Source organism: Enterococcus sp. AZ196 (assembly GCF_050498845.1).
Taxonomy (GTDB): Bacteria; Bacillota; Bacilli; order Lactobacillales; family Enterococcaceae; genus Enterococcus_A; species Enterococcus_A murrayae.
The window spans coordinates 507,642-527,745 of sequence record NZ_JBIPAM010000002.1; the positions used below are offsets into that span (position 1 = coordinate 507,642).

Here is a 20,104-nt window from a genome sequence, read left to right on the forward strand (position 1 = left end):
ATAAGAATCAAGCGAAGATAGTTATAATGTTTCAAAGTAAGGCAAAGAGATAGGAGGAAAGACTATGAATTTTCCAGTAGGATTTTATGATTTTCACGAGGACACAGCATTCAATTTTCAATTAAATAGATTTTATTCGTTCGGTTCCTTAGACTATAACACTGTTGCTGAAATAGGTGCAGAGCTGACAGATTTTGATAGCTGGTCGCAATTATTTCTTGATAAAGCTGAGGTTTTTCACAATGAAGGAAAATATATTGCTTCAGTGACATGCTTTCGGGCAGCTTTGTTTTTCATGCTTGATGATGAGAATGACGCTCAAGGACAGCTATATAAAACAGAGCTATATGAGCGGTGTATGAATGAATATCAAGCGGCTTACCGAGATGTCGATATGACCTATGTGCGTGTGCCTTTTAAAAAGGACTATTTTCCTGTCCTTTATAAATGTCATCCGGCTGAAAGTAAAGGCGATATTGTTGTACACGGCGGCTATGACTCCTTCATTCAGGAATTTATTCCTCTTATGCAATATGTATATTCCAAGGGCTACAATGTATATATGTTTGAAGGCTTCGGTCAAGGGGAAGTACTAAATCGATGCGAAATGAAAATGAAGCCTGAATGGGAGCTATGCACGAAAGTAATTTTAGATTATTTTAACTTGGAAGATGTCACCTTATTAGGCGTTTCTTTAGGCGGCTATTTGGCAGCACGGGCTGCGGCTTATGAGGAGCGCATCAAAAGAGTCGTGCTGTATGATTTGATTTACGATTTTTATGGGGCGATTTTGTATAGGGCGCCAGAGCAGCTGCAAAAGCTGATCAATCAATTGATGGAGACGCCGAGTAGTCCTAAATGGCAAATGATCGATGGCCTGATGAGAGAAAACAAGTTTTCACTCTGGCTGTTTCAACAAGGAAGAGAAGTCTTTGGCGATATCGACACGCTTTACGATTATTATAAAGCGATAAAAAAATATAACACTGTGGACATCTCACCTTTGATTCAACAAGACGTTCTGATTCTTGCAGGAGCAGAAGATATTTATACTGTATATTTGGATAAACAGATCAATGCTCTGTCAAATGCAAAATCGGTAACTAGCCGGGTCTTCACTAAGGAAGAAAATGCGTCACATCATTGTCAGGTTGGAAATATCCAGTTGGTTTTGGATTATATTACAGATTGGATCGATTCAAAAATTTAAAGCATAAAATGTGAGAGACTGAGAAGGATTATGGTGGTTTAAACCGGTGTCGCTCATAGATATAAACTTCTTCGCAGTAGGAGTATTTGTTGCGGGAATCTGCAAGAGTCAGCGATTATTGCAATAGAATAGCACAAAAAAAGATGCCCCTTTTTCAAGAAGAGGTCATCTTTTTTTGTGCTATTTCAAGCTAAATTAAGCATATTTTATTGATGATACAGCTGTTCTGATGGATACACTGCAGCTGAAGTAATATCGATCCCTAGATTTCTAAAGGATTGTTCATTGTTTTTGCTCAGCATAACTGTAGAGTGAGCCTGCGTTCCTTCAAGCTCCACCAGCTTTTCATAAGCGCATTGGGCCGTTGGATTTGTGACGGCGCTAATTGCTAGTGCAAGCAATACTTCACGAATATCTAAAGAGTAGTCTTTCATATGCATTTCGTTCTTTTTCAAATTTTGGATGGTTTCTAAAATAATCGGCGATAATAAATGAATGTCATCATCGATTTTGGCTAGCGATTTTATCGCATTTAATATGACAGAAGCTGAAGCCTCCATCAATGAGGTCGTGCGGCCGGTAATGATCTTTTTAGTTGGCAATTCTAGCGCGATTACTGCGGCAGGACCTTTTGCGGAGGTCTCAAATTTTTCCGCATATGCGTGTGCTGGAGTAACTACGGTGCGATCCTCTGGCTTCAAATCGATCTCTTCCATAATTAAATTGATTCTATTGACTGCTTCCTCGTCAACGAGCCCCTTTTTAAAATCACACTCTGTCTGAAAATACCGCCGAATAATTTCCTGGCGAGAAGCTTCTTGAACAATCTCATCATTCACAATGCCCGCTTTGACCTGATTCACCCCCATATCTGTCGGTGATTTGTAGACAGATTCCTGATCGGTGATCTTTTCAATAATTCGTTTGATTACGGGAAATGTTTGGACATCTCGATTGTAGTTGACCGCCATTTCTCCATAATGATCTAAATGGAAGGAATCGATCATATTAACGTCCCCAAGATCGACTGTCGCTGCTTCATAAGCGATGTTCAAGGGGTGCTTTAATGGAACATTCCAGACTGGAAAGGTTTCGAATTTCGAGTATCCGGCGTTTTTCCCTAGCTTGCTTTCATGATAAAGCTGGTTCAAACAGGTGGCTAGTTTACCGCTGCCTGCTCCTGGAGCGGTCACGATAACGATTGGCTTCTCTGTTTTAACGTACTCATTTTTGCCAAAGCCTTCATTAGAAACAATTTTCTCAACGTTCAAGGGATAATTTTCGATTGCTTCGTGTTTGTACACTTTGATATTTCGACGTTCCAGTTTGTTGATAAAAGCATTGGTCGCTGGTTGATTGTTATAGCGAGTGATGACTACGCTGTTCACCGACAAATCATACCCCCGAAGCTCATCGATCAAGCGTAAAACGTCCATATCATAGGTGATCCCGTAATCACCGCGAATCTTATTGCGTTCGATATCTCCTGCATATAAACAAATTAGGATCTCCGCCTGATCCTTAAGTTTTTGCAGCAGCTTCACCTTGATATCTTCCTGAAATCCTGGCAACACTCGTTTCGCATGCTTATCATCAACCAATTTTCCGCCAAATTCTAGATAGAGCTTATCGTATTGATTTACTCGTTCTAAAATATAGCGAGATTGCTTGACTAAATACTTCTTTGAATCAAATCCTATTTCTCTCACTAAAACTCCTCCATACCATTTGAGATTGACCTGTTTCTAGTCCTGACGCTAGGGGGTTCCTCTAAGCTGTTTTTGATAGAATGCTAAAACTAGATATCCTATCAGAAATCGCAACTAATCCATCATATTCTTTCATTAAACACCTCATCCGTCAATAAAAAATCGCAGATTAGATGAGGTATTTTTTTGAACCTTTTAAGATGGAGCGTAGAGTCATCTGATTTTTTTAATCTGCTGCAGAGATATGAAAGGGATATCAAACTTTTGAGCCTTATGGTAGTATCAAAGGCAAAGAAGCCCCAGTTATCAATGTGGGCAAATGGAAGAAAGGAGACAATGGATGAGTGAGATCATAAGCTATTTAGATACCCAAAGCGATATTCGGCTGATGACAGATGTTGCCCTTTTACCAAGTGAAACGCGAACGACTGATTTGCTGTTTTTATTGAAGGGAAAAGCGGAGCTTCAGATTGATGAGCACTGCTATGAAATGAAAGCGGATGATATCGTTGTGGTGAACAAGCAGGAGAGGTATCAGATAACTGCGAATGGAAAAGAAAGTTTGCTGTTTCATTTTTCCATTTCTGATTTTTTATTATCACAGGCGCTGGAAACAGGAAGGAGTAGTTTTGATTGTAATTCTGTTAAGGACCCAGGCAAAAATTATCAATCGATCCGCAAACTGATCATTGAGATCATCGATTTATTTTTATTTGAGAATGATAAGACGAATTTTTTGCAAATAAGTAAGGTATATCGTTTGCTAAACGAGCTCAGCAGTCTCTTTATCGAATACAGTGCGAGCGGGATGGATCAGGATAAACGTATTCAGCAAATCACTCGAATAATCAAAGAAAGGTATTATGACAATCTCACCTTGGCAGAATTAGCGGACATTGTTCATATGGATACCGCCTATTTTTCTAAATTTTTCAAGAAAAATCTGGGCTTGAATTTCAAGGACTATTTGAGCCAAATCCGCATGCAATACGCGATAAGAGATTTGCTGGAATCGGACAAGTCGATTACACGAATAGCAATAGATAATGGCTTTTTTAGCGTTAACGGGTTCAATAAGAAATTTAAGGAGGAGTATCACGTCACCCCTTCAGAATATCGGAAGCAAAATGGGCGTCAAAAGCAGACAACTGTGCTTCAAGCCGACGACAAAGTAAAGGATTCTTATAACAGGTATAAAGAGGATCAATTGGTTGAGGATGTCTCTAAAAGGAGTTCTCTGCATTTGGATATCGCCAACTTAACGGCTGAACCGATTAAGGAGACCTGGAGCAAGCTATTGAATATTGGTGAAGCCGAAATTGTTCTAAGCAGCAATCTGCGGCAGCATTTATCGATTTTAAAGCAGAATCTTAGCTTTGAGTATGGGAGAATTTGGGGTGTATTCACAACAGAGCTTTTGGGAGAGTCGCTGCAGGAATATGAGAGACTTGATGAGATTTTGGATTCATTAATAGCGCTAGGGCTGACTCCTTGGATAAGTATCAATAAATTGATTCATTCATTTAAAGAGAGTGCCTACCCAATCGAGAGCTGGCGTGAAGCGTTGGCCAGCTTTTGTCGCCATGTACTGAATCGTTATGGACGAAAAGAAGTGGGGCAATGGGTGATTGAGATCGTCGCCAGTGATCCAGAGGATAAGGAACTGGTTGCGCGGTACAGTGAGTTTTATCGAACGACCTCAGAGCTTTGCAGATCGTTGATTCCAACGATCACAATTGGCGGCGGGAGCTTCATTTTATCAAGCAAACTGGATATAAACCGCTTTTTACAAGAAGAGCTGTCGGAGTGTGCGTTTGATTTTTATTCATTTGTTTTGTTTCCCTATTCTAATCGCTTGATCAGAGAAAAGAGAAATTATCAGCGAATCACTGATCCGGATTTTTTATTGAATCAAATGCAAATAATAAAACAGGCGCAACTAATGAAGCCTGTGTATATTACTGAATGGAGCAATACAGTTTCAAGAAGCAATCTATTGAATGATAGTCTGTATAAGGGCGCATTCATCAGCAAAAGTATCATTGATATTTTTGATCAGGTTGAGGGATTGGGCTATTGGTTAGGAACGGATCTCGCTCAGAAGACGGCTAAACCGTCGTCCCTATTAAGCGGTGGAAACGGCCTGATCAATCGAAGAGGTCTCTTTAAACCCGCGATGCATGCTATGAAGCTGTTTGACCAGCTAAAGGGCTTGAAATTTCTTTATAAGGATGAGGGGCGGTTGGTTTGTACACTTGATGGAGAGGAGTTTTTTGTTTTAGGCCATCACTATGTTCATCCGAATAGTCTCTATTTCCTGAAGGACGAGGCGCATCTCAAAAAGACGGAGCTGGAAAATTTCTTTGAGGCTGAGGCAGTTGAAGAAGAGATTGTTTTTTCCACTATCCCAAATGGCAAATATGAATTAAGAATCTTTTCTTGTTTAAAAAACCACGGTGATTTGTTTGGATTATGGGAGGGGTTTAATTTTAATGAGCATCTTCGTTCCTCGGATCTTATTTACTTAGACGAGAAGAATACACATCTGCAAACCTTAGAAGAGGTCGAGGTGCTTCAAAACCGCTTGGTCGTAAAAAAACGGCTGATGGCAAATGAATTCTATTCCATCAATATAAAAAGGAGACAATAGGTTCTCTTAAATAGCAAAAGACAAAAATGAGCAGATCATTTTTGTCTTTTTTTTATTTGGCGAATGAGAAAGGCAAAAAATAGCTAACACAAAAAACAATAATATGAATTTTTAATTTAAGAAAGCGTTTTATACTTCGGGTATAGAAAAGAAACAGTTGTCAGTTCCGCTTTTCTCGAAATGATAGCTGTGTTGAGTATAGGAGGAAAATCATGAAATTAGGAATTGTAAGTGCCATTTTTGATCAAAGCAATTATCAAGAGATGATCGACATTGTAGCAAGCAATGGTTTGGATTGTGTAGAAGTTGCTTGTTGGCCCAATGAGAAAGCAACTAGAAGATATGCGGGTGTATCCCATATTGATGTTGCCAATCTTACGGAAGAAAAGGCGGAAGAAATTTTATCCTATGCTGCGAAGAAAAATGTAGAAATTTCGGCGCTGGCTTATTATCCTAATCCGCTAGATGAGGATATGCAAAAAAGGCAGGCGGCGATCGATCATCTGTATCATCTGATTGATGCGGCTAAGCTATTGAAGGTCAACTTAGTCACAACTTTTATCGGTCGGATGCAAACGAAATCTGTATCGGAGAATCTGGCTGAGATGGAAAAGGTATGGAAGCCGATCCTAAATCATGCCGAAGCTGCGGGTGTAAGGATCGGAATAGAAAACTGTCCAATGCTCTTTACTGAGGATGAATGGCCAGGAGGTCAAAACCTGATGACGACACCAGCGCTTTGGCGGGAAATCTTTTCACGCTTAGACAGTGACGCACTTGGCTTGAATTACGATCCTTCGCATTTTGTTTGGCAGCAGATCGATTATCTTGCGCCTTTATATGAATTTAAGGACAAGATTTTCCATGTTCATTATAAGGACATCAAGCTTTATCCTGAAAAGCTGAAGGATGTTGGCGTTATGGCGGCACCATTGGCATACATGAGCCCCAAGCTTCCCGGCTTAGGTGATGTCGATTGGGGCAAATATGTTTCGGCACTGACAGACATCGGATTTGACGGCTTTAGTTGTATCGAAGTAGAGGATAAGGCATTTGAGAAAAATTATGACGATGTTAAAAAGTCTGTGACATTGAGTACCAAGTATTTACGGAATTTTGTGATTTAGGAAAATGGAGGACAAAACATGTTTGCTATGAGAATGAAGCTAAACGAGCAGATCATCAAGAAGGATTCCTTCAAAGGCCTCTATATTAATGGAAGTCGTAACGGATTTTCGTTTGATGTCCAATTGGCCTACTATCGGGGACATTATTTGTCTGATATTGATTTGATCGAGGTTTATGTTGATGGGGAGAAAATGCCGGATGAGGCAGTGACCTTTGAGCTAAGAGGAAAAGAATTGCCGCTTTATAAATTAAAATACGCCGTGACTGAATTTTGGAGTCAGGTTGATTTAGCGAAGATCCGTGTGTTGAAGGCTGGGGGACTAACTGGCGAGCATGAGATCGAGCTGAAATTGATGCTGCGGATTCCTTACATGCAAATTGGTCCTGAGCATCATTTCATGCCGCTTGATTCAGGCGAGAAAGTCAGCGTTTTGCTAGAAGGAGAATGAGATGAGTACGATTAAATTAGGGGCGACATTATTTTGTTATGGAACGGAATATGCCAGATATGCCTATGATTTTGAAGAGTGTGTTAAACAGGCGGCTTTAGCTGGAGCTGCCGGCTATGAGATCGTCGGTACACAAATGCTGCCGAGTTATCCAAATGTTAGTGATGAGTTTTTAGGCTTGGTTCAAAAGCTGAAGGCCAAATATGGAATCGGTCCAGTCGGCTATGGCGCCAACAACGATAAGGGTATGCTGCATGATCGGAATTTGACTGACGATGAGATGCTGGCGGATACGATCATTGATTTGAAGGCGGCTCATAAGCTTGGCTGTAAAGTGATGCGTTCGCAATACATGCTATCGCCAGAAGCTTTTGAACGGTTAGCACCGTATGCGGAGCTTTATGACATTCGAGTGGGGATCGAGATCCATAATCCAGAATCACCGCTTTCTCCATTAATGCAGCGCTATTTAGAAGTAATTAAACGAACCAACTCAAAGCATTTAGGCTTTGTACCTGATTTTGGTTGTTTCGCGATCGCTCCGAATAAAGCCCACTGGCTCAAGGCTTTGGAAGCGGGAGTAGCGGAGGAGCACCTGCAACTGGCCGCGGATATGCGTTATCAAGGAATTCCTTTAGAAGAAGCCAGAGAAAAGCTGATGGGAAGCGGCGCGCACCCAGCCATCAATGCTGCCCTGCAAGGAATGTACGGTTTCGTCCAATTCAAACCCAAGGATGAGCTGCCAAGAATGCTGGAGGAATTAAAGGAAATATTGCCATACAGCTTTGAGCTGCACGGAAAATTCCATTATTTAGGTGAGGATTTAGTCGAACCAAGTATTCCTTATCCTGAAATCCTCGAGGTCGTAAAGGCTTCTGCTTTTGACGGCTACTTGATTTGTGAGTATGAGGACGAGCTTTATTGTGGCGGAACGGAATTTACGAAACGCCAGCTTTCAATGGCAAAAGGCCTGCTGGAAGTGACGAAATGATTACAAAACAAGCAATCGCCGCATTTTATGAAGCATTTTTCAACCAGCAGCAGCTTTCTGCGGCAGAGGATTTAATCGCAGAAGATTATCGACAGCACAACCCAGGTGTGGGGCAAGGCAGAGCAGGACTAGTCGCGGCTTTTCAAGCCAAGTTTGATTCAGAGGAGTACTTTCATTTGGAGGTAGATCGAATCGTGCTGGATCAGGATTTTGCGGCAGTATTCCTGAGAAGTGTTGATGAGCAGCAAAATACTAAAGCCCATGTAGTTGATTTGTACCGAATTTCCGACAATCAATTCGTTGAGCATTGGGATTATTTTGATAAGAAGAGGAGGAAATGAAGATGGCGAAACAGTTGAATTTTGGCATTATCGGTTTCGGCTTTATGGGACAGACCCATGCTGAAACAATCAAAGGCTTGGATTATGCCAACTTAAAAGCAGTCTGTGACACAAATGAGTCGCAGTTTGAATATGCGCCAACAGGCGTAAAAACCTACGTATCTGCGGATGATCTATTGACCGATAAGACAATTGACACCGTAATCATCGCGGTACCGAATTTGCTGCATTTAGAAATGGTGGTCAAAGCAGCCAAAGCTAAGAAGGATATTATTTGCGAAAAACCGTTGGCGATGAACTCGGAAGAAGTAAAAGAAATGATGGCAGTGACGAAAGAGGAGAAGGTTCGTTTTACCGTTCATCATCAACGCCGCTGGGATCATGACTATCGTGTAGCTAAAGAGGTCTATGATCAGAAATTATTAGGAAATGTGTATACAGTCAAAAGTTCTCTTTATGGCTTCAACGGCAATATGCATGATTGGCACATTTATCCTGAATTAGGCGGCGGGATGCTGTATGACTGGGGGGTTCATCTGATCGACCAGATATTATGGATGATCCCAGCGAAACTGCAAACAGTCTATGCAGATGTTCGCAATGTCATCAATGAGAATGTCGATGATTATTTCAATATTCAGCTCTATTTTGACAACGGAGTGAATGCGCAAATCGAGCTAGGAACCTATTTCCTGAACAGCTCTGAAAACTGGTTCGAGCGTCATTGGTTTGTCGGCGGTGACAAAGGCAGTGCCAAGATCGACGGCTTCAATCCTAAAGGTGAAATCACTCGCACTTCAGAATTATTAGGCAATGTTCCCGGAAAAATCACCATGACCCATGCCGGACCAACCAGAAGCTTCGGACCAGCACCAGAGGGAAGAATCCTGATGGAAGAGCTGCCAAAAGTAGAAGTCTCACATCGGATGTTCTTTGATAATTACTATGCCCATACTCAAGGCACTGAAGAGCTGACGATCCAGCCGGACCAAATTTTACGCTTAATGCAGGTAGTAGAAGCGATTCGAATCTCTGCGAAATATCATCAGAGCATTCATTTTGAATAGAAAAATTATGGATAGAAGAGGAAGGAAGAACAACATGAAAAAAGTAAGAATCGGAATTATCGGCTGCGGAGGTATCGCGAATAACAAACACTTTCCAGCGCTAACCAGCCAAGCAGACAAATGCGAAATGGTGGCGTTTTGTGACAATCAGGTTGAGCGTGCGAAAGAAGCGGCAGAAAAATTCGGTACGGAAGATGCGAAATATTATGAAGATTATCATGAACTATTAAAGGATAAAACCATCGATGTTGTTCATGTTTGTACGCCAAATGTGAGTCATAGTCCGATCACTGTGGCGGCGTTTGAAGCAGGCAAGCATGTTCTATGTGAAAAACCAATGGCTCATACACCAGAAGCAGCCAAATTGATGATGGATGCCTGGAAAAAATCAGGCAAGAAATTTACGATCGGCTATCAAAACCGGTTTAGAAAAGAAGTCACTGCTTTGCATGAATCTTGTGAAAATGGCGATTTGGGTGAAATTTATTTTGCTAAAGCTCATGCCATTCGCCGGAAAGCAGTCCCAACTTGGGGTGTTTTCCCTGATAAATCCCAACAAGGCGGCGGCCCATTGATCGATATCGGAACGCACGCATTGGATATTACTTTATGGATGATGGATAACTATGAAGTCGAATCTGTAACCGGATCAGTCTTCAATAAATTAGGAAATCTTCCTGGGGCAGAAGAAGGAAATCTATTTGGACCGTGGGATACAGACAGCTATGAAGTCGAAGATTCCGCTTTTGGGTTTATCAAAATGAAGGATGGATCAACGATTTTCTTAGAAGCTTCATGGGCACTAAATGTGTTGGAATCAAAAGAAGCGGCTACTACTTTATGCGGAACAAAAGCCGGAGCACAGATTGATGCCGGCATGAGCTATCCAGTGAATCAGTTGACGTACAACCGATCTAAAAATGGACTCTTAACAGAAGAGAACCTAAGCGCATCAGGCAACATCGCATTCTTTGAAGGCGGCGATTCTGATCCTGAAAAGCTTGAAGCAAAACAATGGTTGGAAGCTGTGATCAATGATACAGAACCATTAGTAAAACCAGAACAAGCATTTAAAGTGACACAAGTATTGGATGCAATCTATAAAGCAGCCGAAACAGGCAATGAAGTAAAACTTTAAAAATTAAAGCCCCTCCTTCATCGACGGGGTGAAGGAGGGGAATAAGGATGTCAGTTCAACTTTTCGCAGATTGCTAGGTCAGAAAGATAGCTAGTAATTTTTCATAAACCTAAGCTCAAACGCATTAGTTGAATGATATGCGGCATTCGAATCACCTTAATTTTTTTAGGGAAAAATTAATACATTAAAACGAATGAGGAGGCTTTCTAATGTTTGAGAAATACTTAGTGAATCCAGAAGGGTTTCGCAATGTGAGAGAGAACAATCAGGTAACCGGTTATGAGGTTCAATTACGAATTCCCTATTATCGCGGTTTACCTATGAGCTGTGTAGAGGTCATTGATCTGACTGTGGACGGTGAAAAGGTCGCCAATGAAGAAATGCTGATCACGGTAAAAGGAGAAACCTTTACTTTTGCGGAGCTGCCGACAGTGATCAATCATCGTTGGGAAATGGTCGAAACGATCACGGTATTTGTGAAAAAACCAGGCGGCTTAGCCGAAGGAGAACACAAAGTGCACGCTTTTGTCAGCTTGCGAATATCTTATCTGCCGTTTAACAATGTCGGCGATGATGAAAAAGTATTAGTGCTAGAAGCATAAAAAATCAATACCACAGTATGAATGAGGAGATGAAGTAATGAGTAAGATTAAACGCGGTGTCTCGCTTTACAGTTACCAAGATGAGTTTTATACCGGAAAAATGACGTTAGAGGATTGTATTCGTGAAGCGGCCAAATCGGGTGCTAAGGGAATCGAATTTTTACCAGAACAAATGCTTCCGACCTTCCCGAATATCTCGGATGATTTTGTGAAGCAATGGCATGAATGGATGGAAAAATACCAAGTTGAACCGATTGCCTACGATGCCTTTTTAGACAACAAGTTATTTGCTAACCGTATGTTGACTACTTCAGAAAATGTTGACATGATGAAGAGAGACTTAAAAATCGCGAATCGCTTAGGCTGCAAAATTTTGAGAACCTTAGTTTCCACACCGCTTGAAGTGGTTAAGCAAAGCTTGCCTTATGCGGAGGAGATGAATGTCAAGATTGCCTTGGAGGTCCATGCACCATTTACCTTTGGGACACCTTGGTTTGAAGAGCGGCTTGATTTCATTAAGGAAAGCGGTACGAAATGGTTTGCCATTATGCCGGATTTCGGAATTTTCACGAAACGAATCGGGTCGATTTTTCAAGATAGTTACATTCGAAAAGGTGGGACTCCAGAAATTATCAAGTTAGTTAGCGATAATTATGAAAATGGCTTAAACCGCGATGATACCTTCGAAAAGGTCGCGAAAATGACGGATGCGACTGAAGCAGATAAAGCTTTTGCAGAGTTTTGCCGTCACTTTGTTTATACGGATCCTAAAATTTTAGTGGAAAACATGCCTTATATCGCGCATATTCACGGGAAATTTTACGACATCACAAATGAGCTGCAGGAAACCAGTATTCCTTATCATGATGTGATCACAACGTTGAAGGATGCCGGCTACGAGGGCTATATCTGCAGCGAATATGAAGGAAATCGTCATATTCAGGATTACATGGAAGTGGATAGTATTGAACAAGTCCGCCGCCATCAAGCGCTATTAGAGAACGTAATCGGTTAGCAGGTGATGAGATGATAAAGCTGATCGCATCTGACATGGACGGTACGTTAGTTAGTAATAACCACGATATCTCACGAAATAATGTAAACGCCATCAAGAAAGCCCAGGACAAAGGGGTGGAGTTCATCATCACGACGGGAAGAAGTTATGATGATGCTTATCCCCAAGTAGTCTCCGCAGGGATTGAATGCAATTATTTGGTGATGAACGGCAGTGAACTACGCAATGCTCAAGGAGAGATTATACAAAGTCTTTATCTTGAGCAGGCGTTAGTAGAACAAGTTGTCGCAGAGCTGCAGCAGTTGGATATGTATGTAGAAGTTTATACAACTGGCGGGACCTTTTCCCCAAGTGATAAAGAGACCTGCAAATGGGCAGTGGCAACGAAAATCAATAATTTTCACCCTGAAATATCATTAGAAGCCGCTTATCAAGAGGCGGAGAAGCATTTCCTTTACCAAGCGATCAATCCCATCAACTCGGTCCATCAGATTTTTGAAAACGATTACGAGGTTGGGAAAATCATCAGCTTTTCAAATAATACCGAAAAAATCGCAGAGCTGCGAACGCATTTACCAAAAAAATATCCGGTCAATGCAACAGGCTCTTTCTCAATCAATTTGGAAATTACGAATCCATTAGCTGATAAAGGGGAAGCCATCAAGCATTATGCGAATAGCCGAGGAATATATCTGAACGAGATCATGACGATTGGCGACAGCTATAATGATTTGGGCATGCTGAACGATTCCTTCGGTTTTACGATCGCGATGGGCAATGCAATTGATGAAGTAAAAAAACAAGCAAAATATATTACAGATACAAATGATGCAGATGGTGTTGGGAAGGCAATTGAACAATTTCTCTAGATAAAAAAATAAAAAAGGAGAATTTCATTATGAGTTTTGTTGATAATCTCGAAAAGATCCAGCTTGCCGCAGAAACAATTTCAGATAATCGCTATTTGAAGGCAGTCAGCAAAGGGATGGTTATGACGATCCCGGCTAGTATTACGGGTGCAATGTGTACATTGGTCGCGAATCTACCATTTGATGGCTATCAAAACTTCATTCAAGGGAATGGGTTAAAGTCTTTACTATTATTACCAGGTATTTTCACCAGCAACATTATGGGGCTGATTGTTGTTTATTTTATCGCCTATAATTTGGCGAAGTCCTTCGACATCGAAGGCATGTTTCCAGGATTTCTAGCCATTGTTTCTTTCTTGATCCTGACTCCTCTAGCAACGATTGAGCAGCAGGTTCATGATACTGTTCGGCCCGTTGATTTCATCAGCTTTGACTATATTGGTTCGAAGGGAATGTTTGTCGGTATTATTGTCGGACTAGTCGTTGCAAGGCTCTATTACTGGTTTGTTAAAAATAATATCACGATCCACATGCCGGAAAGTGTTCCAAGCTTCGTTGAGAAGTCGTTTAGCTCGATTATTCCATTTTTCGCCATTACGTTTTTAATGGCACTTGTTTCTTGGGGCTTTAACTTTACTAGCTTCGGCAGTATCCATAATTTGGTTTATAGTGTGCTGCAAGTTCCGATTCAACAAATCGGCGGTTCAGTTGGTGGTGTGATGGTGGCCTATGCCTTGATTGGTCTTTTCTGGTGGTTTGGTATTCACGGGAAAGCAATCATCTTTGGTGTATACGCACCGATCATTCAAACAATGACGATTGAAAATATGAATGCCGCAGCGGCAGGAACTACTCCGCCGAATTTAATTGATTTTGGCTTCACGTCTGTTTTCTTAGAAATCGGCGGTGGCGGATGTGTGCTTGGTTTAGCGATTTGTTTCATCTTTTTCGCCAAAAGCGACCAGTATAAAAACATCGGCAGAATCACAAGTATCCCGACTTTCTTTGGGATCAATGAGCCGATTACTTTTGGGACGCCCATTTGTTTGAACCCGAATTTCTTGATTCCTACTGTGGTCACACCATTAGTCACTGGTCTGATTGGCTATTTAGCGATCACGACTGGGATGGTTCCGCGTATGATCGGCGCACAGCTGCCTACGGGAACACCGACTTTTCTTAATGCACTTATCGCAGGCGGTTGGCGGATGCTTTTAGCTCAGGCTCTTTGTGTAGCTGTATCTGTCGGAATTTATTTTCCATTCTTCAAGATGGCCGATAACTTAGAATGTAAGCGCGAACAGCAGGCGCTTAAGGAAAAAGAAGAAGAAGCTGAGGATGTTGAAGTAGAAGCGCAAGCAACGGTAGTGGAATAAGAAAGGATAGGGTGAACAAAGCGATGAAAAAAATCAATATTTTGTTAGTGTGCAATGCTGGGATGAGTACGAGTTTACTGATTGAAAAAATTGAAAAAGCCGGCACAGAAAAAGAAATTGAGACAACTGTTGATGCACGACCGGTAGATGATGTAAAAAATCATCTTAAGGAAAAAGATGTGATCCTGTTAGGGCCGCAAGTAAGATTTAAAGAAAAGCAAATCAAAGCATTAGTGAAAGATCAGCTTCCAGTAGCTATCATTGATATGGCCGCATATGGCACGATGGATGGCGAGAAGGTCTTACAGCAAGCTCTTTCATTGGTAAAGGATTAAATCAGGCGGCGGCTAATTGTTAGCCGCCGTCTTTCTAAACGATTTTTTTACAAATAGACCGGTATCAATTAGAAACGGAGAGAATAAATGAAACAAGAAAAGTTAACACTTAAAGTAATTGGAGCAATCATTTCAACGGGACTTTTGTCCTTTTGTGGCGTGCTCGCTGAGACTGCAATGACTGTGACTTTTCCTACATTAAGTAAAGAATTCAATGTAAATACGGCAACGGTTCAATGGCTCGTCACCATTTATTTATTGGTATTAGCAATTATCGTTCCGTTATCAGGCTTTTTCAAACGATCCTTTAAGAATAAGCCGTTGTTTTTGATCGGGATCGGCTTTTTTACTCTGGGAATAGTGATTGACGCCTTTGCCCCATCATTTTCCATTCTATTATTAGGCAGAATCATTCAAGGGATCGGAACAGGGATTGGCTTACCGTTGATGTTCAACATTATTTTGGAGCAGGTTCCTTCTGACAAGATTGGGATGATGATGGGCGTTGGTACCATGATACCGGCGATAGCACCTGCGATTGGTCCGACATTTGGCGGCTTGGTGATTACCAGCTTAGGCTGGCGCTTTATTTTCATCTTATTGATTCCGATCATGTTGGCTGCGATGGTGGTAGGGTTGATGACGATCGAGCAAAAAAGTCCGGTTCATAAAGCGCACTTTGATGTTCTCAGTTTGCTGTCCATTATGGTCATGTTTACTGGAACGATCATCGGCTTTAGCAATATGGGAAGTAAGAGTCTCTTTTCTTTTCAAGTAGGCGGCGCCTTTTTCTTCGGAATTGTTGGTTTGATCAGCCTGATTCAGCGTTCAAAGGGGTTAGAGGAGCCTATTTTGCAGTTGGAGCTGCTTAAAAATAGAGCCTATCGTCTGCACGTAGTTTGTTTCTTTATTCTGCAGCTGGTTCTAATGGGCTTGGTGTTTATTTTGCCGAACTATATTCAATTAGTAAATGGCGCTACACCTCAGATATCGGGCTTTGTCGTATTGCCTGGAGCCACGCTCGGGGCATTGTTCACTCCCTTAGGCGGTCGGATTTTGGATCGTTTCGGCGCAAAGAAACCGATTATGACCGGCAGTTTGGTGATTGCTTTTTCATTGCTGCTGTTTACTATTTTTAGCGGAACATTGAGCAATCTTCTGATCGGCGGCTTATATTTTATGTTTACTTTAGGCGTCGGCTTTTCTTTTGGGAATCTGATGACCAGCGGATTAAGACAGCTGGATGAAACACAACAGGCAAATGGCAATGCGATTATTATGACTTTCCAGCAGTTCGCCGGCGCTTCAGGGACTTCGATTATTGCAAGCATCATTTCGCAAAGCCAGTCGGATCAATCGCTGAGCATCGCGGAATCCACGATCAATGGTTCACGAATGGGCTTCTTGTTCTTAATCATTTTGTTTGTGATCGAGCTGTTCTTATTAGTGCGGTTATTCTTCAGCAGAGAAGCAAGGTCAGAGGTCGTAGTTCAAGATAGTTTAGAGTAATTTTGCATGGAGAGGAAGAAACAATGATGAATAAAGTAATTGGGATCGACATTGGCGGTACCTCCATCAAGCTGGCTCTTTTTGATATGACCGGCTTGATGCTGGATCAATGGAGCATTCCGACAAATACAGCGAATGAAGGCAGTGGGATTCCTGCGGATATTATTCAAAGTATTCGGGAACGAATGAGTCAAGGCACTCAATGCTTAGAAGAGATTTTAGGGATCGGTATTGGAGTGCCTGGCCCAGTAAATGAGGAAGTCGTAAAAAGGGCCGTCAATTTAGGCTGGACAAACTTTCCCCTGAAGCAAATGATCGAAAAGAGCTTAAATATTCCTGTGGCTTTGCTGAATGATGCGAATGCCGCGGCTCTAGGTGAAATGTGGAAGGGATCTACAGAGCACGTTCGGAATCTTGTTTTTGTGACGATTGGAACAGGTGTCGGTGGTGGGATCATCGTTGACGGCAAAATTTTAAATGGCGAGCATGCTTCGGGAGGAGAAATTGGTCATATTCCAGTTCACTCCACTGAGGAACGAATCTGCGGCTGCGGCAATATAAACTGTTTAGAATGCTATGGCTCAGCCAATGGGATGGTCAAAACGATGAATCGTCTAGCAGATCGCTCCGCTGTTTCAAATACAAAGGAAATTTTTGATTTGATCGAAGCCGATGATCCGCAGGCCAAAGAAGCATTGAAAATAACCGTCGATTATCTCGGCCGGGCAATCGCAGGCGTAATGAATACCTTAGACCCCGAGGAGATAGTGATTGGCGGCGGTGTATCTGAAGCCGGCCCATTATTTTTGACTCCGTTAAGAGCGGCTATAGACAGCTATGCTTTTCCACAAATTTCCGGAAGTTTTCGGCTGAGAAAAGCGATTTTAGGCAATGAAGCAGGCATGTACGGCGCAGCGTATCAAATAGTCAGTACGCTGAAAGAATATGCTGTATGATCAGATTCTCAGAGAAGGGAGAAAATTGAAATGAATAATCAGGCGCAGTTAGAGGCCGTTATGGGGCTCATCATTCACAGCGGCAACGCAAAAAGTGAAGCAGTGGAGGCTATCGAAATTGCTAAAAGCGGGGATATCAAAGGTGCTATGAGTAAGATCGAGATTGCCGGAGACGCATTAGTCAAGGCCCACCACGCCCAAACAGAAATGTTAACAAAAGAGGCGCAAGGCGAGGCAACTGAAATGAATTTGCTGACGGTCCACAGTCAGGATCATTTAATGACATCAATCGCCTTTTGTGATCTGGCGAAGGAAATTATTGATGTTTATAAGTATGTTCAGAGTAAATAGTCCACAAGCTGCTTGCTGAAAGAAATTTCTAAAAGAATAGAAAACTTAGTATTGACATTCAAAATCAAATCGCGTAGTATTGCATTTAAATTAGAATATAATTAAGCTATGAAAAGAAGAGTAGTGATGGTAGATTTTCAGAGAGTCTCTGTTTGGTGAAAAGAGATAGTCGAACATGATGAAAATGGTCTTTGAGCGTTAGTTATCGAGGGAGTAGTCTTTAGATACTATGGGTTCACCCGTTATAGTGATAGGTTATCGAAAATTTTTCCGTAACTGATAAAGCGACTTGTTTAGCAACAAGTAATTAAGGTGGTACCGCGATTAGTGTATTCTCATCGTCCTTGATTTGTATTTTAAATACAGATCAGGGACGATTTTTTTGTTTTTAAATGATAAAGGAGGAAAAAAGTAATGAGTAATGAAAAAAGAACGAATGGGGCTTCAATTGCTATTTTAGGAGGAGGAGCGGCAGCGAAAGCGATCGCAGCGGATTGCGCTTTGAGTGGAAATCAAGTCAATATTTGTGATCTGCCGGATTTTGCAAAAACGACGCTGGAAAATGTCGAACGTACAGGTATCCTCCTAACAGGAAACCAAAACAACAAGTATGGCTTCAAGCGTTCAGGTCGAGCTGTGTTGAATAAAGTCACTACGGATGTCAAAGAATGTGTCGCTGGCTGCAAGCTGGTCATCGTCGCGGTTCCGTCAATTGCCCATGATGCCTTTTTTGAAGAGTTGGTGCCTGTGCTGGAGGATGGAATGATCATTCATATCATTCCAGACAATTTTGGTTCGTTAAAATTACGAAAAAAAATGCGTGAAAGCAATTGTGATAAATCCGTGGTTATTGGCGGCTGGTCCAGTGCACCCTATGGCGCCAGAGTGGTGAAAGAAGGCGGCGTATTGACACCGGAAGTCAGCTTGATGTATCGGGCGATCACTTTACGAGGTGCCTCGCTGCCGTCGACAGATCAGGAAATCTTTTTGCAAAGCACACAAGAGATCGGCTGTTTCGATACCATCACGACTGGCGATGGACCAACAGGTGGAAATACCGTCTTGGATATTGGCTTCAGTAATGTGAATCCTGTTTTGCATTGTCCGGGAACGATCTTAGGCGTTGGTGTAATGGAGAACTGGGGCAGAGTCTTTGGTGGAAATGATAAAAGCACGTATTCCATTTATTCTCACGCATACTGCGAATCAATTTCTGAGGTTCAATATGCCTTTTATCTGGAAGAAGTGGCTCTGGCTGAGGCGATTGGAGTGGATCTTCAGCGTTTCCCTAAAAAGAATTTCTTATCGAGAACCAGTATTTTAGGACCAGAATACATGGGGGATGAGTGCATCGTGCCTTTCGATGAGCAGTTTGAGATGGCGATCGGTACAGGACCTTTCAGTATTCATGACCGTTATATCACGGAGGATATTCCTGTGGGCTGTCACATTTATCATGAATTGGGAAAGAAATATGGCGTTGAAACGAAGGTAATCGACAGTATGATCACATTGGCTTCCGTTATGACTGGCCGCGATTTCTTAAAAGAAGGACTGACCTTAGATGATTTAGGGATTGGTCATTTAGATCAAGAAGCCTTGCTGGATTACTTAAAACAAGGAGTGATTTCGTGAGAAAAGGAAGCAATCTTCAAACCGAAGCAGATTTAGCCTCAACCCTTCAAGTATCCGCGACACCATTTTCGGGCTGTGGGGTGGGCATCATTGCGGTCAATCTCATCTATCCAAAGGTGCCCGGCAATGTCGCAAATGCAACGACCTTTGACTTTCCAGTGCTTTACGAAGTGGTGGATTTTGAAATCGAAGAGCTATTTGAAGGAAGCGAGCAAATCAAAGAACAGATCGTTCAAGCGGCCAAAAAACTTGAAAAGCAGGGAGTCCGAGCGATCGTCGGTGCTTGCGGCTACTTTGGTCATTTTCAAGAAGCCGTCGCAGAAGCGGTAGATATTCCTGTGTTTTTATCCAGCATCGTTCAAGTGCCGATCATAAACATCGGACTTAAGAAAAAACAGAAAATCTTAACGCTGGTAGCAAGCGGAAAAGACATAAATGCCGACTTTTTCCGTTCTTCTGGAGCAGATTTATCCGATTGTATTATTTGTGAGATCGGTTCTTTGGAAAGCTTCGCCCCCATTCGCTGGGGAAAAACGACGTTAGACAATCCAACGTTAGAAGCCGATCTAGTGGCGACAGTAAAAAAAGAGCTGGAGAAAGCACCTGAGATTGGGGCGATATTGCTTGAATGCAGCGATCTGCCGCCATATTCCTATGCGATCCAACAGGCAGCGGGTCTACCGGTTTTTGACTTTATCACTCTGATCCGATGGGTTCATTCTTCGGTCGTTCAAAATAGATACTACGGTCATTTTTAATAGTAATGATAAAAA

The 20,104-nt window shown here is 41.9% G+C and carries 19 protein-coding genes and 1 other annotated feature; of the genes, 18 read left to right on the forward strand and 1 reads right to left on the reverse strand.

Annotated features, from left to right (window positions below):
• Window positions 1-64: 64 nt before the first annotated feature.
• The gene (locus IGI67_RS20130) at window positions 65-1,210 is read left to right on the forward strand and encodes an alpha/beta fold hydrolase (RefSeq protein ID WP_429959025.1); all 1,146 of its coding nucleotides are present in this window, start codon (window positions 65-67) and stop codon (window positions 1,208-1,210) included.
• Window positions 1,211-1,416: 206 nt separating this feature from the next.
• Here the strand turns inward: IGI67_RS20130 and IGI67_RS20135 are convergent, their stop codons facing one another.
• The gene (locus IGI67_RS20135; protein WP_429959026.1) at window positions 1,417-2,919 is read right to left on the reverse strand and encodes a DUF1846 domain-containing protein; all 1,503 of its coding nucleotides are present in this window, start codon (window positions 2,917-2,919) and stop codon (window positions 1,417-1,419) included.
• Window positions 2,920-3,259: 340 nt separating this feature from the next.
• Here IGI67_RS20135 and IGI67_RS20140 point away from each other — a divergent pair, with 340 nt between their 5' ends.
• The 17 genes from IGI67_RS20140 (at window position 3,260) to IGI67_RS20220 (ending at window position 20,089) form a co-directional block, all read left to right on the forward strand.
• Window positions 3,260-5,569 (forward strand): GH39 family glycosyl hydrolase, encoded by a 2,310-nt coding sequence (locus IGI67_RS20140; protein ID WP_429959027.1) that lies wholly within the window; start codon window positions 3,260-3,262, stop codon window positions 5,567-5,569.
• 212 nt (window positions 5,570-5,781) lie between these two features.
• A complete protein-coding gene (locus IGI67_RS20145; protein WP_429959028.1) occupies window positions 5,782-6,696 on the forward strand; it encodes a sugar phosphate isomerase/epimerase family protein in 915 nt (304 codons plus the stop codon).
• Window positions 6,697-6,714: 18 nt separating this feature from the next.
• Entirely contained in the window at window positions 6,715-7,146 is a 432-nt protein-coding gene (locus tag IGI67_RS20150) for a C-glycoside deglycosidase beta subunit domain-containing protein (RefSeq protein WP_429959029.1), read from the forward strand.
• Window position 7,147: 1 nt separating this feature from the next.
• Window positions 7,148-8,137 (forward strand): sugar phosphate isomerase/epimerase family protein, encoded by a 990-nt coding sequence (locus tag IGI67_RS20155; protein WP_429959030.1) that lies wholly within the window; start codon window positions 7,148-7,150, stop codon window positions 8,135-8,137.
• Window positions 8,134-8,478, forward strand: coding sequence for a nuclear transport factor 2 family protein (locus IGI67_RS20160; protein WP_429959031.1), 345 nt, complete (start codon window positions 8,134-8,136; stop codon window positions 8,476-8,478). The genes IGI67_RS20155 and IGI67_RS20160 overlap by 4 nt, the downstream gene beginning before the upstream one ends.
• Before the next feature lie 2 nt (window positions 8,479-8,480).
• The gene (locus IGI67_RS20165) at window positions 8,481-9,545 is read left to right on the forward strand and encodes a Gfo/Idh/MocA family protein (RefSeq protein WP_429959032.1); all 1,065 of its coding nucleotides are present in this window, start codon (window positions 8,481-8,483) and stop codon (window positions 9,543-9,545) included.
• A 34-nt stretch (window positions 9,546-9,579) separates the two neighbouring features.
• Window positions 9,580-10,683: a Gfo/Idh/MocA family protein gene (locus tag IGI67_RS20170; protein ID WP_429959033.1), complete on the forward strand. Its 1,104-nt coding sequence runs from the start codon at window positions 9,580-9,582 to the stop codon at window positions 10,681-10,683.
• Between the two features lie 209 nt (window positions 10,684-10,892).
• Entirely contained in the window at window positions 10,893-11,285 is a 393-nt protein-coding gene (locus tag IGI67_RS20175) for a C-glycoside deglycosidase beta subunit domain-containing protein (RefSeq protein ID WP_429959034.1), read from the forward strand.
• Between the two features lie 37 nt (window positions 11,286-11,322).
• Window positions 11,323-12,300, forward strand: coding sequence for a sugar phosphate isomerase/epimerase family protein (locus IGI67_RS20180; RefSeq protein WP_429959035.1), 978 nt, complete (start codon window positions 11,323-11,325; stop codon window positions 12,298-12,300).
• A gap of 11 nt (window positions 12,301-12,311) precedes the next feature.
• A complete protein-coding gene (locus IGI67_RS20185) occupies window positions 12,312-13,169 on the forward strand; it encodes a Cof-type HAD-IIB family hydrolase (RefSeq protein WP_429959036.1) in 858 nt (285 codons plus the stop codon).
• Between the two features lie 29 nt (window positions 13,170-13,198).
• Window positions 13,199-14,545, forward strand: coding sequence for a PTS sugar transporter subunit IIC (locus IGI67_RS20190; protein WP_429959037.1), 1,347 nt, complete (start codon window positions 13,199-13,201; stop codon window positions 14,543-14,545).
• 23 nt (window positions 14,546-14,568) lie between these two features.
• Window positions 14,569-14,880, forward strand: coding sequence for a PTS sugar transporter subunit IIB (locus tag IGI67_RS20195; RefSeq protein ID WP_207107370.1), 312 nt, complete (start codon window positions 14,569-14,571; stop codon window positions 14,878-14,880).
• Window positions 14,881-14,967: 87 nt separating this feature from the next.
• Window positions 14,968-16,389: an MFS transporter gene (locus IGI67_RS20200; RefSeq protein WP_207107369.1), complete on the forward strand. Its 1,422-nt coding sequence runs from the start codon at window positions 14,968-14,970 to the stop codon at window positions 16,387-16,389.
• 23 nt (window positions 16,390-16,412) lie between these two features.
• Window positions 16,413-17,345: an ROK family protein gene (locus IGI67_RS20205; protein WP_429959038.1), complete on the forward strand. Its 933-nt coding sequence runs from the start codon at window positions 16,413-16,415 to the stop codon at window positions 17,343-17,345.
• A gap of 30 nt (window positions 17,346-17,375) precedes the next feature.
• A complete protein-coding gene (locus IGI67_RS20210) occupies window positions 17,376-17,696 on the forward strand; it encodes a PTS lactose/cellobiose transporter subunit IIA (RefSeq protein ID WP_429959039.1) in 321 nt (106 codons plus the stop codon).
• A gap of 99 nt (window positions 17,697-17,795) precedes the next feature.
• Window positions 17,796-18,045: a binding site (T-box leader), on the forward strand.
• A gap of 65 nt (window positions 18,046-18,110) precedes the next feature.
• Entirely contained in the window at window positions 18,111-19,331 is a 1,221-nt protein-coding gene (locus IGI67_RS20215) for an NAD/NADP octopine/nopaline dehydrogenase family protein (protein ID WP_207107366.1), read from the forward strand.
• Window positions 19,328-20,089, forward strand: coding sequence for an aspartate/glutamate racemase family protein (locus tag IGI67_RS20220; protein ID WP_429959040.1), 762 nt, complete (start codon window positions 19,328-19,330; stop codon window positions 20,087-20,089). The genes IGI67_RS20215 and IGI67_RS20220 overlap by 4 nt, the downstream gene beginning before the upstream one ends.
• The last annotated feature ends 15 nt before the right edge of the window (window positions 20,090-20,104 follow it).

What these genes read in the sequence shown, in the direction of transcription:
- IGI67_RS20130 (WP_429959025.1), top strand. Translation starts at nt 65, where the DNA reads ATGAATTTTCCAGTAGGATTTTATGATTTTCACGAGGACACAGCATTC.
- IGI67_RS20140 (WP_429959027.1), top strand. Translation starts at nt 3,260, where the DNA reads ATGAGTGAGATCATAAGCTATTTAGATACCCAAAGCGATATTCGGCTG.
- IGI67_RS20145 (WP_429959028.1), top strand. Translation starts at nt 5,782, where the DNA reads ATGAAATTAGGAATTGTAAGTGCCATTTTTGATCAAAGCAATTATCAA.
- IGI67_RS20150 (WP_429959029.1), top strand. Translation starts at nt 6,715, where the DNA reads ATGTTTGCTATGAGAATGAAGCTAAACGAGCAGATCATCAAGAAGGAT.
- IGI67_RS20155 (WP_429959030.1), top strand. Translation starts at nt 7,148, where the DNA reads ATGAGTACGATTAAATTAGGGGCGACATTATTTTGTTATGGAACGGAA.
- IGI67_RS20160 (WP_429959031.1), top strand. Translation starts at nt 8,134, where the DNA reads ATGATTACAAAACAAGCAATCGCCGCATTTTATGAAGCATTTTTCAAC.
- IGI67_RS20165 (WP_429959032.1), top strand. Translation starts at nt 8,481, where the DNA reads ATGGCGAAACAGTTGAATTTTGGCATTATCGGTTTCGGCTTTATGGGA.
- IGI67_RS20170 (WP_429959033.1), top strand. Translation starts at nt 9,580, where the DNA reads ATGAAAAAAGTAAGAATCGGAATTATCGGCTGCGGAGGTATCGCGAAT.
- IGI67_RS20175 (WP_429959034.1), top strand. Translation starts at nt 10,893, where the DNA reads ATGTTTGAGAAATACTTAGTGAATCCAGAAGGGTTTCGCAATGTGAGA.
- IGI67_RS20180 (WP_429959035.1), top strand. Translation starts at nt 11,323, where the DNA reads ATGAGTAAGATTAAACGCGGTGTCTCGCTTTACAGTTACCAAGATGAG.
- IGI67_RS20185 (WP_429959036.1), top strand. Translation starts at nt 12,312, where the DNA reads ATGATAAAGCTGATCGCATCTGACATGGACGGTACGTTAGTTAGTAAT.
- IGI67_RS20190 (WP_429959037.1), top strand. Translation starts at nt 13,199, where the DNA reads ATGAGTTTTGTTGATAATCTCGAAAAGATCCAGCTTGCCGCAGAAACA.
- IGI67_RS20195 (WP_207107370.1), top strand. Translation starts at nt 14,569, where the DNA reads ATGAAAAAAATCAATATTTTGTTAGTGTGCAATGCTGGGATGAGTACG.
- IGI67_RS20200 (WP_207107369.1), top strand. Translation starts at nt 14,968, where the DNA reads ATGAAACAAGAAAAGTTAACACTTAAAGTAATTGGAGCAATCATTTCA.
- IGI67_RS20205 (WP_429959038.1), top strand. Translation starts at nt 16,413, where the DNA reads ATGATGAATAAAGTAATTGGGATCGACATTGGCGGTACCTCCATCAAG.
- IGI67_RS20210 (WP_429959039.1), top strand. Translation starts at nt 17,376, where the DNA reads ATGAATAATCAGGCGCAGTTAGAGGCCGTTATGGGGCTCATCATTCAC.
- IGI67_RS20215 (WP_207107366.1), top strand. Translation starts at nt 18,111, where the DNA reads ATGAGTAATGAAAAAAGAACGAATGGGGCTTCAATTGCTATTTTAGGA.